The organism is Sphingomonas echinoides ATCC 14820 (assembly GCF_000241465.1).
GTDB classification, from domain to species: domain Bacteria; phylum Pseudomonadota; class Alphaproteobacteria; order Sphingomonadales; family Sphingomonadaceae; genus Sphingomonas; species Sphingomonas echinoides.
Window position 1 is genome coordinate 1,869,987 of sequence record NZ_JH584235.1, and the last position, 13,913, is coordinate 1,883,899.

The window sequence follows — 13,913 nt, forward strand, 5'->3', positions numbered from 1 at the left end:
CCCACCGTGCCGCAATCTCGGTACGGGGCGGATCTCCTCAAAAACGAGGCGCTCCCCCAGCCACGCAATCGCGCCCTCTTCGACCGACTCTTTCAAAGCGCCGACCGCGCTGAACCGAGAGCATGTCCTTGCCGCACGCTCCCCGGCGAAGGCCGAGGAAGCGCGAACCGAAAGCCGAAGCGCCTCTTATTCCGCCGCCATCGCCTGTTGCGCCTCATGCGCCTCGATCGCCGCGGCCTTTTCCTCGACCAGCTTGACGATGTGCTCGAGCATGTCCTCGCTGTTCACGGTGTGGTCGGTCACGCCCGACAGATACACCATGTGCTTGCCATTGCCGCCGCCGGTCAGGCCGATATCGGTCTCGCGCGCTTCGCCGGGCCCGTTGACGACGCAGCCGAGCACGCTCAGCGACATTGGCGTGCGGATGTGCTGGAGCCGTTCCTCCAGCGCCTGCACCGTGCGGATCACGTCAAAGCCCTGCCGCGCGCAGGACGGGCACGACACCACGCGCACCCCGCGATTGCGGATGCCGAGCGCCTTCAGAATCTCGAAGCCGACGCGCACTTCTTCCTCGGGCTCGGCCGAGAGCGAGACGCGCAGCGTGTCGCCGATGCCGTACCACAAGAGCGACCCGATCCCGATCGCCGACTTCACCGTGCCGCCGACGAAGCCGCCCGCCTCGGTAATGCCCAGATGCAGCGGGCAATCGACCGTCTCGGCCAGTTGCTGGTAGGCGGCAACCGCGAGGAACAGGTCGGACGCCTTCACCGCCACCTTGAATTCGTGGAAGTCGCGGTCCTGCAGCAGCTTGATATGGTCGAGCGCGGATTCGACCAGCGCCTCGGGGCACGGCTCGCCATATTTTTCGAGCAAGTCCTTTTCCAGGCTGCCCGCATTCACGCCGATGCGAATCGCGCAGCCATTGGCCTTGGCGGCGTTGACGACTTCGTTGACGCGCTCGGCCGAGCCGATGTTGCCGGGGTTGATCCGCAGACACGCCGCGCCCGCATCGGCAGCTTCCAGCGCGCGCTTATAGTGGAAATGGATGTCCGCCACGATTGGCACGCGACTCGCGCGGACGATCTGCTTCAGTGCAGCGGTGCTCTCCACATCGGGGCAGGACACGCGAATGATGTCGACGCCGGCATCTTCACAGCGGCGGATCTGGTCGATCGTCGCCTTGGCATCGCTGGTCGGGGTGTTGGTCATCGTCTGGACGGTGACCGGCGCATCGCCGCCGACAGGGACGTTGCCGACCATGATCTGGCGGCTTTGGCGGCGGGTAATGTCGCGCCACGGGCGAACGGACATGGAGAAATTCCTCTGGGTTGCGGTGCCCCTATAGCGCCGTCCTGCGCCAACCGAAACCGCTAGAGTTTGCGCCCGCAAAGACAACACCCTAGGGCCCCCGGATGGAACGGCATTACGGACTGGACTGGTTGCGCATCGGCGCATTCGGTCTGCTCATTCTCTATCATATCGGCATGGTTTTCGTCCCCTGGGGCTTTCACGCCAAGACCGCGCAGCCGCTGCCATGGGTGGTGGTGCCGATGCTGGCGATCAACAGCTGGCGCTTGCTGCTGCTGTTCGTGGTGTCGGGCTATGCCAGCCGCGCGCTGCTGGTGCGTGGGGACGGCACCGGAGATTTCGTTGCCAACCGCACGCTGCGCCTGATCCTGCCCTTGCTGTTCGGGGTGGTGGTGATCGTGCCGGTGCAGCCCTGGGTCGAGCTGGTCACGCAGCATGGGTATCCGCATGGCTTCGGCTATTTTCTGGCCCACGATTATTTCCGCTTTGCCACCATCAGCGGCATCGCACTGCCGACCTGGCAGCATCTGTGGTTCGTCGGCTATCTGTGGATCTACACGATGCTGCTGGCGCTCGCCGTCGCGCTGGTGGGGCGGCGGAGCTTCCAGCCGGTGTTCGACCGCATGTTTGGCGGGGTACTGGTGTGGCTGATCCCGGCGGCATGGCTGGTGCTGGTCAGCGCCTGGCTGTTCCCCGGCGTCGCGCCGACCAACGATCTGGTCGACGACATGGTGTCGCACGCGCAATATCTGCCGGGCTTCCTGTTCGGCTTCGCGCTTGCGGGGTCCACGACCGGGCTGGCGGCGATGCGGCGCTGGTGGCCGTGGGCACTCGGCGTCGGCTTGCTCTGTTATGCGCTGGTCGCCGCAATCGAACTGCGCTGGCCGAACAGCTCGAGCCCGGCCTGGCCGTGGGGCATCCTCTTCGCCAGCGCGCGCGCGGTGCAGGGATGGAGCATGATCGTCGCACTGATTGGCCTGGCCGATACCTATCTCAACCGCGACCACCCATGGCGGCGCGCCCTGACCGAGGCGGTGTTTCCCTTCTATCTCGTCCACCAGACGATCATCGTCGGGGTCGAGGGTTGGTTGCTGCACTTCGGCCTGCCGCGCGTCGCCGAATTTGCTATTCTGGTGGTGGCGACGCTCTGCGGTTGCTGGATCTTTTATGCGGTGGGGCGCGATATTGGCTGGTTGCGGCCGCTGATTGGGCTGCGACCGCGCGTGCGTAAGGACGGAATGCGATGACCTGGACGTTGGTGCTGCACGGCGGCGCAGGGAAGATGACGCGCGACTCGATCACGCCCGCGCAAGCCGAGGGCGCGCGCGCTGGGCTAGGCCGGGCGCTCGATGCCGGGGCGGCGATCCTCGCGGATGGCGGCGCGGCGCTCGACGCGGTCGAGGCCGCAGTACGCGTGCTGGAGGATGACCCGCATTTCAATGCCGGGCGCGGTGCCGCGCTGACCCGCGCAGGCGTGGCCGAACTCGACGCGGCGATCATGGACGGACGCGATCGCGCGGCGGGGGCCGTCGCCGGGGTCACCGCCACGCGCCACCCGGTCTCGCTCGCCCGCGCGGTAATGGGGCACAGCCCGCATGTGTTGCTGAGTGGCGCGGGGGCCGAAACCTTCGCCCGCGAACAGGGCTGCGAGCCCGCCACCCAGGACTGGCTGATCCTGCCCGAACGCCGCGCGCAATTGGAAGAGATGCTCGGCGGCGGCGGCGCGTTCGATGTCGACATGAAATATGGCACGGTCGGCGCGGTGGCGCGCGACACCGCTGGCCATGTCGCCGCCGCCACCTCGACTGGCGGGGTGACCGGCAAGAATTGGGGCCGCATCGGCGATTCGCCGCTGATCGGGTCCGGCACCTATGCCGATGATCGCGCGGGCGCGGTGTCGTGCACCGGCTCGGGCGAGTTCTTCATCCGCGTCAATGTCGCGCACGAAATCTGCGCACGAGCGCGCCTGGCGGGCGAATCGCTGGAGGTCGCGGCCCAGGCCGTGCTGGCAGAGGTCGCCGCGCTCGGCGGCACCGGCGGGGTGATCGTCACTGGCCCGAGCGGCAAGGCGCTGTGGCACTTCACCACGCCCGGCATGTACCGCGCGCGCCTTGGCTCCAACGGCGAGCGCGAAGTCGCCATCTTCGGCGACGATTGAAATTCCCTCTCTCTCCGGGAGAGGGAAACGATCTGCGCTTTCGTCAGCGGCACCACACGACTAAAGCCATCCCATGACCTGTATCCGTCGCGTTCGCCCCGGCTTTGCCGTTCTCGCCACCCTGCTGGCCGCCAGCGTCGCGGCACCCGCTTCGGCCTATTGGGAATATGGCCACCAGACCGTGGCCCGCATCGCCGAGGCCAATGTCCGCCCCAAGACGCGCGCCGCGATTCGCGACCTGCTCCGCCATTCCGACCTGCTGGGCACGCCCGAATGCAAGGCGGGCACCATCGCCGATGCGAGCGTCTGGGCCGATTGCGTCAAACCGCTGAAGGACGCGAACGGCAAATCGCGCTTCGGTTATGCCTATACGTGGCACTTTCAGGATGTGAACATCTGCCACCCGTTCGATCTGATGGTGCCGTGCAAGGACGGCAATTGCGTGTCGGCGCAAATCACGCGCGACGTCGCCTTGCTCAAGAACCGTCACGCGCCGGAGAAGGACCGCGTCCAGGCGCTGGCGTTCCTGATCCACTTCGTCGGTGATCTCCACCAGCCGCTCCATGCCGGCGAGAAGGAGGACAAAGGCGGCAATGACGTGAAGGCGGTCTATGGCAGCTACGGCCCGGCCCGGCTCAACCTGCACAGCATCTGGGACGGCTATCTCGCCGAACGTGCCATCACCACCGGCCCGTCGCTGGTGCGCCGCTACCCCGCCGCCGTGCGCGCGAAGATCGCGGCGGGCGACGTCACCGACTGGAGCCGCGAAAGCTGGCAGGTCGCGCATGACGTGACCTATGGCAGCGTGATGGCTGACCCCTGCGCCCCCACCCCGGCACGGGTGACACTCGACGAGCCGACGATCGAGAAGCTCGTGCCCGTCGCCCGTCTCGAAGTCGAACGCGGCGGCCTGCGCCTCGCCAAACTGCTCGACGCCGCGCTGGGGTGAGAGCGCTCGACCCCGCCTTCCGTTCGCCCTGAGCTTGTCGAAGGGCAGCCTCCCCCACGAAACCGCGCTTGCGGCCGGGGGGGCTTCGACAGGCTCAGCCCGAACGGTATGGGCAATTACCGCCCTACGAACGTCGCCACCGCTTCCGCGATGCTCGGTGAAATCGGCTGCGTCGCATCGCGATAGGTGGCAAGGTTCGCCGCGCGATCGTCGCTGCCAACGGGCCGCAGCACATGATTGATACCCGGCAGCAGCGTCAGCCTCGCCTTGGGCTGCGCGCGGTGCAGCGCCTCGGCATCCGCGACGCTCACCTGAAGATCGCGCGTGCCCTGCAGGATCAGCACCGGCAGCTTCACCGCCGCGATCAACCGCGCCGGATCGTGCGACAACAGATCGATCCAATAGCCCTGCAGGCGATCGGGAAACAATGTCTGCAGCGGCGCGGGCAACTGTGCAGTATCGATGCGCTTGCCAGCCTCTAGCGATGCAATCGCCGCCTCGGCGGCGGGGAGCAGCGGCGCGTTGGCCGGGTTTGCCCGCAATTGCTCGCGCAGCACCGCCCCCATCGGCCGCCCGATGCTCGACACCAGAATCAGCCCGCAAATCCCGGCAGGCGTCTGCGCTGCCTGCAACGCGACCAGCCCACCCTCGCTATGGCCGAGCAGCCAGATGCACGCGCGGCCGGTCCGGGCGCGCGCGACCTTGCTCCACGCCTGCACGTCGGCGGCATAAGCGGCGGTGGTCACGGCATTGGGGTCGGCCTGCGCCGCCTTGCTGCCGAACAGCCCGCGCTTGTCGATGCGCAGCGTGGCGATGCCCTTGGCGGCAAGCGCCTCGGCGAGCTGGCGATAGGGGCCGCCCGCCACGCCCAGCGGATTGTTGCCGTCGCGATCGGTCGGGCCCGATCCGGGGATCAGCAACACCAGCGGTGCCTTGCCATCGGGATCAAGCAGCGTCCCCGCGAGCGGTCCTTCGGGACCTGGCGCGGTCAGTTCGACCGGGGCCGGAGGAGCGGCCAAAGCGGGCGATGCCGCCAGCGCCGCCACGGCGAGAAGCCCGCTGCGGATCATTTGCGGACACCCCAATGCCAGCCCAGCCCGCCTTCGGTCTTGCGGATCGCCACCATGGTGAAAAGCGCGAACAGCGCCACGCCAATGCCGATCTGCGCAATCTGGTCCGAAACGAAGCGGACATCGGCGACCAGCAGCGCAGCAAAGCCGATCGTAACCAGCCATCCCTGCCAGGTCACCGGCGTCACGCCGAAACCGAACATGTGCGGCACGAACCAATAGCCCTTTGCGACCCGATAATGATCGACCAGATCACGCGTCTTCATGGTCTTCTCCCTTGGGTGGGCGCCCGCGCCGGGGCGGATTGGGGGCGGCGAGTTTCATGCCGCGCTTGGCCAGCGCCTCGCGCAAGAGGCATTCGAACTCGGCATTGACGCTCCGCAAATCGGCCGCCGCCATCCGCTCGACCGCGGCATAGAGCGCGGGGTCGAGACGCAAGGGAAACGCCTTTTTGGGGGGAGCCGCCAAGGTGCGCGTCCTATTGGTAGAGCGAACCGGCGTTGACGACCGGCTGGGTATCGCGCTCGCCGCACAGCACGACCATCAAATTGCTGACCATCGCCGCGCGGCGTTCATCGTCCAGCTCGACCACGCCCTTGGCCGAGAGCAGATCGAGCGCCATCTCAACCATACCGACCGCGCCCTCGACCAATGTCTTGCGCGCCGCGACGACCGCTTGCGCCTGTTGCCGCCGCAGCATCGCGCCGGCAATTTCCGGGGCATAAGCAAGGTGGGTGAAGCCGCATTCGTCGACGGTGATGCCCGCCGTCACCAGCCGCGCGATCAATTCCTGGCGCAACTCCGCCCCGACCTGATCGTGATTGCCGCGCAGCGTCACTTCCTGATGCTCATAATCGTCATAGGGGTAGCGCGCACCGATGGTGCGCACCGCCGCCTCGATCTGGACGATCACGAACGCCTTATAATCGTCGATATCGAACAGCGCCTGCGCGGTATCGGTCACACGCCATACGACTTGAGCCGCGATCTCGATCGGGTTGCCGCGCAGGTCGTTTACCTTCAGCCGTTCCGAAATCATGTTGTTGGCGCGCAGCGACACCTTCTTGCGCCCCAGCCACGGCAACAGCCAGCGCAGGCCGGTGTTGCGATCGGTGCCCTTATACGCGCCGAACAGCGTGATCGCCGTCGCCTGATTGGGCTGCTGCATGTAGAAACCGCCGGAGACGAACACGAACACGATGCTCGCCACCGCCACGATCGGGCCGCCCAGCGCGGCATCGTGTTTGAGCAGCGTCAGACCGAAAATGCCCAGCGCCACCGATGCCAGCATCACCATCAACATCGCATAGCCGCTCGATGTCGCTGCTTTATGCTCGCTCGACAGCGTCAGCGCGGTGTTGCGTGTACCCGACTCGACCATCATGCCCTCCGTTAAATATGATATCATATTTATATCGAAGTTATGCGCGCTGCAAGGGGGCAAAAGAACCGACGCGAACGGGTGAAAAACAGCAAAAAGGGCGACGCCGACAAAGCCGACGCCGCCCTCTTTCTCAACCCCGCCAAGGCGGAGCAGGCGATCTTAATTGAGAACGATGGTCACCGCGCGACGGTTCTGCGCCCAGCTGGCTTCGTCCGAACCGAGCGCGATCGGGCGTTCCTTGCCATAGCTGATCGTCGAGATGCGGCCGGGTGCCACGCCGCGCGCGGCCAGATAGTTCTTGGCAGCGAGCGCGCGGCGATCACCCAGCGCCAGGTTATATTCGCGCGTACCGCGTTCGTCGCAATGCCCTTCCAGGCTGACCGGCACGTTGGGGTAGCGCGTCAGCCACTGCGCCTGGCTATCGAGGATCGCCCGCGCACGGTCGTCGAGCGAGAAGCTGTCGAGCGCGAAATTGACGGTGTTGCTGGTGACCGAACGCTCAAAATCGGCGCGCGACCCCGGTGCAATGCTGGGCTGACCGGCATTGGGATCGACGACCGACTGGCCAGGCGGGGGCGGAATCACCGCAGGCGGCTTCTTGGCGCACGCGGCGGTAAACAATGCAGTCCCGATCAGCAGCGAGGTCGTCAATTTAGCCATGTCAGCGTCTCCTTAGGGGAAGAGGTGGTGATGCACGCGTCTACACACGATTTGCGTCAGGGGCGTAACGGTCCCCAGGCGGGATCGGATCCATCGAGCACGGTCGGAACGCGGCGAACGTTCACCCCCGTCAGGTCGACCGACCACAGATCGGCGCGGCCGTTGCCGCCGCCGCTTGAGCGGAAGAACATCAGCACGCGGCCATTGGGCGACCAGCTTGGCCCTTCATCCTGCGCGCCGTCGGTCAGCAACTGCTCATTGCCACCCGCCGGGCTCATGATGCCGATGCGGAACGACCCGCCAATCTTGGTGAAGGCGATCAGATTGCCGCGTGGGCTCCATACCGGCGTCGCATAGCGGCCGCTGCCAAAGCTGATCCGCTGCTGCTGCGATCCGTCGGCGTTCATCACATACAATTGCTGCGTGCCCGAACGATCGCTTTCGAACACGATCCGGGATCCATCGGGCGAATAGGTGCCGCCAGTGTCGATCGCGGGCGAATCGGTCAGCCGCTGCGGCGTGCCGCCGCTAAAGGGCACGCGGTAGATGTCGGTATTGCCGCCGACCGCCATTGAGAACAGCACCCATTTGCCATCGGGCGACACGCGCGGCGCGAAGGTCAAATTGGTGTTGGGCACCAGCAGCCGCTGCCGCCCGCTTTCAATGTCATAGACATAGATGGCGGGGCGATCCTCGACATAGCTCATATAGACGATCGAGCGCTGGTCGGGCGACAGGCGCGGCGTCAGCGCGATCGCCTGGCCGTTGGTGAGGAAGCGGTGGTTGCCGCCATCCTGGTCCATAATCGCCAACCGCTTGATGCGCTTGCCCTTGGGGCCGGTTTCGGAAACATAGACGACGCGGCTGTCGAAATAGGGGCCCTCGCCGGTCAGCTTCGAATAGACCACGTCGGCGCATTTGTGCCCGGCGCGGCGCCATTCGCTCGGCGGCACGACAAAGCCCTGCCGCGCCAGTTCGGCGCGCGACGTCACGTCATAGAGGTAGCAACCGACCGTCAGCGTGCCATCGCCATTGGCGCGGATGAACCCCTGCACCAGCGCCGACGCCCCGGCCCCGCCCCAATAATCAAAGGTCGGCGCGGTCACTTCGGGGAAGAGCACTGGCTTCACGCCCGAATCGAGCGGTTTGAACAGGCCCGAATTGCGCAAGTCGGTGGTGACGATCTGCGCGAGCTGCTGCCCGAGCTGATCGGTGCGCCCGGCCGGCGTATTCACCACCTCGGAGGTCGGCATCACCGGAATGGCGATGCCGAGCGGGGCCGACACGCCGCCCACGACATCGACCACCAACTCCCCTTGCTGCTGCGGGTTGGCGCCGCCGGGTTGGCCGGGAGCCTGCGGCGCGGGTGCGCCGGTCTGCGGCGCGTTTGGGAACGGCACGGGCAAAGGTGCCGGCGCGGTCTGCGCCTCGGCCACCCCCGTCGCGACACCGGCGAGCGCAAGCGCGAAGATCATCTTGTGGAGCATCATCGTCCTTCTCAGCCCGGCATGTGGTATGTCAGGATAAACACCTTCCACCCGCGTGGCACGTCATAAAGCTCTGGTGGCAGCCCGCGTAGCGGAGCGCACCCCGTGAAGGTCGCGATCGCGGCACGGTCCACCGCATCGACATAGATGCGGTTATCGTCATCGACGCCGCGGTGGCTGGGCAGGATCGTCGGGCGCGCCGCCAGCGACCCATCGCGATTAAGCTGCAACCGCACATAAGCGACGATCTTCGCCGCGCCCGGGCCGGGGATGACCTGGCGATTGGCGCAGGGTTGCACTTGCCGTTGAATCGCCGAGCCGATGTCCGCCGTTGCCTTGGCATCCATCGTCGCGCCGGGGGCGGCTTGCGACACCTTCGCGTGCGACGGGGCCTGGGTCAGCCCTTTGCGGAAATCATCGTCAAGCAGCGATCCGGTCGGGCGCGGCTTGGTCGATTTCGGGTTGGTACCGGCCGCCTTGGCCACGGTCGCCTTGGCCTCGGTCTTCGCCGCTGGAGCCGCCGCCTTTGCGGGCGGCGTCTTGGTCTTGACCGGCTTATCGGGCTTTTCCGCGACGGGCTTTTTGGGCGCAGGAACGGGCTTGGGCGCTGGTTTGGGCGGTGGTGCCGCCTCCGGCTGCGGCTTGGGCGGAGCGGGTTCGGGCGTAACCTTTGCGACCTTGGCCGGGGGCGGAGCATCATCGGGAGGCCCCGCTTCGGGCGCGGCGGATTGTGCGGGCGGCTCTGGTGCCGCCGGAGCGTGCTGATCAAGCGCGACATCGTCGGCGAGCGACACTTCGATTGGCTTGTTCTGCGGCGGCGGGGGCGGGGCGCTTGTCCAGGCAAGCGACAGCAGCGCGAACACCGCGACATGGCCGACCACGGCCAGCCCAAGCCCAAGTCCGTCACGCTGCGTCATTTGCCGTCCTGGCCGACCGTGACCAGCGCGACGCGGTTGAGCCCGGCGCGGTTGAGTTCGCCCATCACGCGCATCACCCGCCCATAATCGAGCTTGCGATCGGCGCGCAGGAACACTTGCGGCGGCTTCGCGGGATCGGCCTTGGCGGCGATCTGCGACAGGATATCGGGCAGCAGCGCCTCATTGACCGCTTCCTTATCGACGAACAGCTTGCCGGCCGCGTCGATCGAAATCTGTACCGGCTTCTGGTCCTGGTCGAGCGGCTTGGCGCGGCTGTCGGGCAAATTCACCGGCACGCCCGCTGTCAGCAACGGTGCGGTGACCATGAAGATGATGAGCAACACCAGCATCACGTCGACCATCGGCGTAACGTTGATGTCGGCCATCGGTGCGCGCCGCCCGCGGCCGCGCTGGGAGGGAAGGTTCATCGCCATCGCGGTTTACGCCCTGCCCGCGATCCGGAGGGACGCCACAGACAGCACGCTCACCGCCGGACCTCGACTTCGAGCTGGCGGCTGAGGGTTGCGTGGAACGCATCGGCAAAGCGGTTGAGCCGTGCCTCGATCCGGTTGATGCTGTGGCTGAAGCGATTGTAGGCGATCACCGCTGGAATGGCGGCAAACAGGCCGAGCGCGGTCGCGAACAGCGCCTCGGCAATGCCCGGTGCCACCACCGCGAGCGACGTGTTCTGCGCCGCCGCAATGCCGGTGAAGCTGCGCATGATGCCCCACACCGTGCCGAACAAGCCAACGAACGGCGCGACCGCGCCGACCGTCGCCAGGATATTCAACCGGTCCGACAGCGTATCGATCTCGCTTGCCACCGCCGAGCCCATCGCCGTCGCCAGCCGCTCCCGCGTGCCTTCACGGTCGACATGGCCGCCTGCGGTCGAGCGCCGCCATTCCGCGACCCCCGCCGTAAACACGCGCGCGATCGGCAATGTGTTCTCGCTCTCCACGCGGTGGAACGCATCGATATCCTCGGCCTTCCAGAAATCCCGCTCGAACCGCGTGATCTGGCGACGCGTGCTGCCCAGCTTGAACAGGAAACCAAGGATCACCGCCCAGGTCGCGACGCTCGCCAGCATCAGGCCGATCATCACCGTCTTCACCACCCAATCCGCCTGAAGGAACAGTGCGATCGGCGACAGTGTCGTCGCATCGGTATTGAGCATGAATCCAGTCACGAACGTTGATCTCCTGATGTCGTAACGCCTTCGCCCATCACTTGGGCGAAGGCGGCAATCCAATCCCTGGGCTGGCGCACCGCGCGCCCCGCTGCACCGACCAGCGCTGCGGTCACGTCTGCCTCGGTCAGTATCTCACCGCCGCGCATGACTCGCTGATGAATATCGACCGACGCAGCGCGAACTTTTGTAAGCCTGGTCACAACGAGCAGCGCGTCATCGAGTTTCGCCGGCGCGCGATAGCGGATGTTGAGCGCGGTCACGGCATAGGCCCCGCCGCCGCTTTCCTGATGCGCGCGCTGGTCGATGCCCGCCTGGCGCAGCATGTCCGAACGCGCCCGCTCCATATAGCGCAGGTAATTGGCGTGGTAGACGATCCCCGAAAGATCGGTGTCCTCGAAATAGACGCGCAGCGCGAAACGATGCTCGCCTGCGACGATACGGCCTTGCGTCGGCAAATCGAGGTCGGCGTGCGGCATGACGTCGCCCTGTAACGGCACGCGCGCGATCCGAAAACCCCGCATAGGCGCGCCGTACCTACTGGACGCCCATAGTGTATCGCTTAAACAGAACACATGATCGATTCCCCGCACGCGCCCGCCTTGCGCATCCGAGGCCTGGCCAAGAGCTTCGACAAGCCTGTCATCGCCGGGCTCGATCTCGATATTGCCGGGGGCCAGCTTTACGCGCTGCTCGGCCCGAACGGCGCGGGCAAGACCACCACGCTGCGCATGGTCGCAGGGCTCGCCAAGCCCGACGCCGGGTCGATCGAGATTTTCGGCATCAACACACGGCGCGATCCGCTTGGGGCCAAGGCGATCACCGCCTGGCTGCCCGACGAGCCAATGCTCTATGACAAATTGTCGCCGCTCGAATATCTCGCCTTCGTCGCCGGGCTGTGGCGGATGGACCCCGGCTTCGCGGCGCGCGAGGCCGATCGGCTGCTCCACTGGCTCGATTTGTGGGAGCAACGCGACACGCGCTGCGAAGGCTTTTCGCGCGGCATGAAGCAGAAGGTCGCGCTGGCGGGGGCGTTGATCCATGATCCAAAGCTGCTGATCCTCGACGAACCGCTGACCGGGCTCGATGCGAACATGGCGCGTTCGGTCAAGGATGCGCTGCGCGCGCAGGTGGAAGCGGGCAAGACCGTGATCGTCACCACCCATATCCTCGAAGTGGCGGAACGCATGGCGGACCGCATCGGCATCATCGGCGGCGGGCGCTTGCTCGCCGAGGGCACGCTCGACGAACTGCGCGACCGCGCTGGCACTGAGGGCATGACGCTAGAAGACACCTTCATTCGCCTGACCAGCGCGGAGCCCGTCGCCGCATGAACTGGGCGATGCGCCGGGCGCGGCCGGGAAGCTTCGTCTGGCTGGCGCTGCACGAATTGCGCCTGACCTTCCGCGCCCGCCCCAGCAAGGGTGTGTCGCGCTGGATTGGCTATGGTCTGCTCGCGCTATGGCTGTTGATCGGGTGTGCGACCGGCTGGGCGCTGCGGGATACCCCGATTCCGGTCTTGCCCGAGATGTTGATCGGCGCGCTTGGGGCGAGCCTGCTCGCGCTGACCTTCATGACCGCGCAAGCGATGATCGGCAGCCAGCGCACACTCTATGATAGCGGCGACCTGTCGCTGCTGTTTACCGCCCCCGTGCCGGAACGAACGGTCTTGCTGGCCAAATTGCTGGGGATCGCGGGTGCGATTGCGCTGACCTACGCAACCTTGCTGTTGCCGATGGTCGTCCCGGTTGCGATTCTCGGCAATCCACAGCTGTTCGGGCTGGTCGCGTTGCTCGCCGCACTCGCTTTTGCCGCCGCCGCTTTTGGCCTCGCGCTGACGCTGACGATCGCCACGCTGGTCGGCCCGCGCGCCGCGCGCACCGTCGGGCAGATCGTCGCGGCAGTGCTCGGCGGCGCGATCTTCCTCGGCACGCAATTGCTGTCGCATAGCGACCGGCGCGCAGGCGCTTTGGTCGCGCTGTTCGAGCGTCTGCGCGCAAACGGCGTTGGATCGCACGGGCTCTCCGCTTTGCCCGGTCGCGCGGCCCTGGGCGATCCGCTCGCCATCGTCATCCTGCTGGGCGGTGCGCTGCTGCTGTTCTTCGCCGCCGGATCGGCGCTGCAGCAGCTGTTCCTATCGGGCTATCAGGATGGCGGGATGCGCCTGTCGCGCAGCAAGCCGACCGGCCGCGCCAGCGGACGCCTGTTTCACGCCGGGCTGACGCGCACGATCTTCGCCAAGGAGTGGCGGCTGCTGGCGCGCGACCCGGCGCTCGCCTTCCAGATCGTGGTGCGGCTGATCTACATGGCCCCCTTATTGTTCGTCGCCTTTGGCAAGGGGCACACCCTCCCGCTCCCGGCGACCTTGGCGTTTGGCAGCGTGTTCATCGCGAGCCAGCTCGTCGGCAGCTTTGCCTGGCTGACGGTTTCGGCGGAAGATTCGCCCGATCTGCTGGCGGTGGCACCGGTCGGCAAGGACGAGATCGACATTGCGAAACTGCTCGCCGCCTTTGCGATGGCCACGCCGTTCGCGCTGCTGCTACCGATCGCTATCGCCACCCAGACGGTGCCGGGGGCCGCGATCACGCTGGTGATGACCGCCTTTGGCGGCGCGGCGGCGGGCTATGTCGAACTCAAGCTCGGCAAACCCGGCCAGCGCAGCACCTTCGTGCGCCGTCGCCAGGGCGGCGTGGTCGCGGGCATCTTGTCGCTGCTGATCGCATTGGTGTTCGGCGGCGGCGCGGCGGCGGCAGTGTTCCTGCTCGGCGGCGGGTTGGCGCAGCTAAGCTGAGGC

16 protein-coding genes are annotated in these 13,913 nt (G+C 66.4%); 5 read left to right on the forward strand and 11 right to left on the reverse strand.

Translation table 11 applies throughout. The features are described from left to right. Positions 1-186: 186 nt before the first annotated feature. Positions 187-1,311: a flavodoxin-dependent (E)-4-hydroxy-3-methylbut-2-enyl-diphosphate synthase gene (ispG, locus tag ON00_RS08745; RefSeq protein WP_010405055.1), complete on the reverse strand. Its 1,125-nt coding sequence runs from the start codon at positions 1,309-1,311 to the stop codon at positions 187-189. Between the two features lie 101 nt (positions 1,312-1,412). Here ispG and ON00_RS08750 point away from each other — a divergent pair, with 101 nt between their 5' ends. The 3 genes from ON00_RS08750 (at position 1,413) to ON00_RS08760 (ending at position 4,415) form a co-directional block, all read left to right on the forward strand. Further along, entirely contained in the window at positions 1,413-2,555 is a 1,143-nt protein-coding gene (locus tag ON00_RS08750) for an acyltransferase family protein (RefSeq protein ID WP_010405056.1), read from the forward strand. Beyond that, positions 2,552-3,466 (forward strand): isoaspartyl peptidase/L-asparaginase family protein, encoded by a 915-nt coding sequence (locus ON00_RS08755; RefSeq protein ID WP_010405057.1) that lies wholly within the window; start codon positions 2,552-2,554, stop codon positions 3,464-3,466. Before ON00_RS08750 ends, ON00_RS08755 begins: the two co-directional genes overlap by 4 nt. 73 nt (positions 3,467-3,539) lie before the next feature. Continuing rightward, positions 3,540-4,415, forward strand: coding sequence for a S1/P1 nuclease (locus ON00_RS08760; protein WP_010405058.1), 876 nt, complete (start codon positions 3,540-3,542; stop codon positions 4,413-4,415). A gap of 116 nt (positions 4,416-4,531) precedes the next feature. Here the strand turns inward: ON00_RS08760 and ON00_RS08765 are convergent, their stop codons facing one another. From ON00_RS08765 to ybgC, 10 genes are all read right to left on the reverse strand, one after another. Further along, positions 4,532-5,485, reverse strand: a complete 954-nt coding sequence (locus ON00_RS08765) for an alpha/beta hydrolase (protein ID WP_010405060.1) — start codon at positions 5,483-5,485, stop codon at positions 4,532-4,534. Further along, positions 5,482-5,751 carry a hypothetical protein gene (locus tag ON00_RS08770; RefSeq protein ID WP_010405063.1) on the reverse strand — a complete coding sequence of 90 codons (270 nt, stop codon included), beginning with the start codon at positions 5,749-5,751 and terminating at the stop codon, positions 5,482-5,484. Before ON00_RS08770 ends, ON00_RS08765 begins: the two co-directional genes overlap by 4 nt. Then, entirely contained in the window at positions 5,738-5,953 is a 216-nt protein-coding gene (locus ON00_RS08775) for a type II toxin-antitoxin system antitoxin (RefSeq protein WP_029622566.1), read from the reverse strand. The genes ON00_RS08770 and ON00_RS08775 overlap by 14 nt, the downstream gene beginning before the upstream one ends. A 10-nt stretch (positions 5,954-5,963) precedes the next feature. After that, on the reverse strand, positions 5,964-6,866 hold the full coding sequence (locus ON00_RS08780; RefSeq protein ID WP_029622567.1) for an SPFH domain-containing protein: 903 nt from the start codon (positions 6,864-6,866) through the stop codon (positions 5,964-5,966). A 162-nt stretch (positions 6,867-7,028) separates the two neighbouring features. Next, a complete protein-coding gene (gene pal, locus ON00_RS08785; protein WP_010405070.1) occupies positions 7,029-7,529 on the reverse strand; it encodes a peptidoglycan-associated lipoprotein Pal in 501 nt (166 codons plus the stop codon). 56 nt (positions 7,530-7,585) lie between these two features. Further along, positions 7,586-9,019, reverse strand: coding sequence for a Tol-Pal system beta propeller repeat protein TolB (tolB, locus tag ON00_RS08790; RefSeq protein ID WP_010405072.1), 1,434 nt, complete (start codon positions 9,017-9,019; stop codon positions 7,586-7,588). Between the two features lie 8 nt (positions 9,020-9,027). Continuing rightward, the gene (locus ON00_RS08795) at positions 9,028-9,933 is read right to left on the reverse strand and encodes a hypothetical protein (RefSeq protein WP_010405074.1); all 906 of its coding nucleotides are present in this window, start codon (positions 9,931-9,933) and stop codon (positions 9,028-9,030) included. Continuing rightward, positions 9,930-10,367, reverse strand: a complete 438-nt coding sequence (tolR, locus tag ON00_RS08800; protein WP_010405075.1) for a protein TolR — start codon at positions 10,365-10,367, stop codon at positions 9,930-9,932. Before tolR ends, ON00_RS08795 begins: the two co-directional genes overlap by 4 nt. Before the next feature lie 50 nt (positions 10,368-10,417). Then, a complete protein-coding gene (gene tolQ, locus ON00_RS08805; RefSeq protein WP_010405078.1) occupies positions 10,418-11,107 on the reverse strand; it encodes a protein TolQ in 690 nt (229 codons plus the stop codon). Between the two features lie 8 nt (positions 11,108-11,115). Next, positions 11,116-11,643, reverse strand: a complete 528-nt coding sequence (ybgC, locus tag ON00_RS08810; RefSeq protein WP_010405080.1) for a tol-pal system-associated acyl-CoA thioesterase — start codon at positions 11,641-11,643, stop codon at positions 11,116-11,118. Between the two features lie 51 nt (positions 11,644-11,694). Between ybgC and ON00_RS08815 the strand changes: the two genes are divergently transcribed. Both ON00_RS08815 and ON00_RS08820 read left to right on the forward strand, forming a co-directional pair. Beyond that, positions 11,695-12,453, forward strand: a complete 759-nt coding sequence (locus tag ON00_RS08815) for an ABC transporter ATP-binding protein (protein ID WP_010405082.1) — start codon at positions 11,695-11,697, stop codon at positions 12,451-12,453. Beyond that, a complete protein-coding gene (locus ON00_RS08820) occupies positions 12,450-13,910 on the forward strand; it encodes a hypothetical protein (RefSeq protein WP_010405084.1) in 1,461 nt (486 codons plus the stop codon). Before ON00_RS08815 ends, ON00_RS08820 begins: the two co-directional genes overlap by 4 nt. Positions 13,911-13,913 lie beyond the last annotated feature (3 nt).

Bases quoted from the DNA above. Each gene is read 5' to 3' on its own strand.
- ispG (WP_010405055.1), bottom strand. From the start codon at position 1,311: ATGTCCGTTCGCCCGTGGCGCGACATTACCCGCCGCCAAAGCCGCCAG.
- ON00_RS08750 (WP_010405056.1), top strand. From the start codon at position 1,413: ATGGAACGGCATTACGGACTGGACTGGTTGCGCATCGGCGCATTCGGT.
- ON00_RS08755 (WP_010405057.1), top strand. From the start codon at position 2,552: ATGACCTGGACGTTGGTGCTGCACGGCGGCGCAGGGAAGATGACGCGC.
- ON00_RS08760 (WP_010405058.1), top strand. From the start codon at position 3,540: ATGACCTGTATCCGTCGCGTTCGCCCCGGCTTTGCCGTTCTCGCCACC.
- ON00_RS08765 (WP_010405060.1), bottom strand. From the start codon at position 5,485: ATGATCCGCAGCGGGCTTCTCGCCGTGGCGGCGCTGGCGGCATCGCCC.
- ON00_RS08770 (WP_010405063.1), bottom strand. From the start codon at position 5,751: ATGAAGACGCGTGATCTGGTCGATCATTATCGGGTCGCAAAGGGCTAT.
- ON00_RS08780 (WP_029622567.1), bottom strand. From the start codon at position 6,866: ATGGTCGAGTCGGGTACACGCAACACCGCGCTGACGCTGTCGAGCGAG.
- pal (WP_010405070.1), bottom strand. From the start codon at position 7,529: ATGGCTAAATTGACGACCTCGCTGCTGATCGGGACTGCATTGTTTACC.
- tolB (WP_010405072.1), bottom strand. From the start codon at position 9,019: ATGATGCTCCACAAGATGATCTTCGCGCTTGCGCTCGCCGGTGTCGCG.
- ON00_RS08795 (WP_010405074.1), bottom strand. From the start codon at position 9,933: ATGACGCAGCGTGACGGACTTGGGCTTGGGCTGGCCGTGGTCGGCCAT.
- tolR (WP_010405075.1), bottom strand. From the start codon at position 10,367: ATGGCGATGAACCTTCCCTCCCAGCGCGGCCGCGGGCGGCGCGCACCG.
- tolQ (WP_010405078.1), bottom strand. From the start codon at position 11,107: ATGCTCAATACCGATGCGACGACACTGTCGCCGATCGCACTGTTCCTT.
- ybgC (WP_010405080.1), bottom strand. From the start codon at position 11,643: ATGCGGGGTTTTCGGATCGCGCGCGTGCCGTTACAGGGCGACGTCATG.
- ON00_RS08815 (WP_010405082.1), top strand. From the start codon at position 11,695: ATGATCGATTCCCCGCACGCGCCCGCCTTGCGCATCCGAGGCCTGGCC.
- ON00_RS08820 (WP_010405084.1), top strand. From the start codon at position 12,450: ATGAACTGGGCGATGCGCCGGGCGCGGCCGGGAAGCTTCGTCTGGCTG.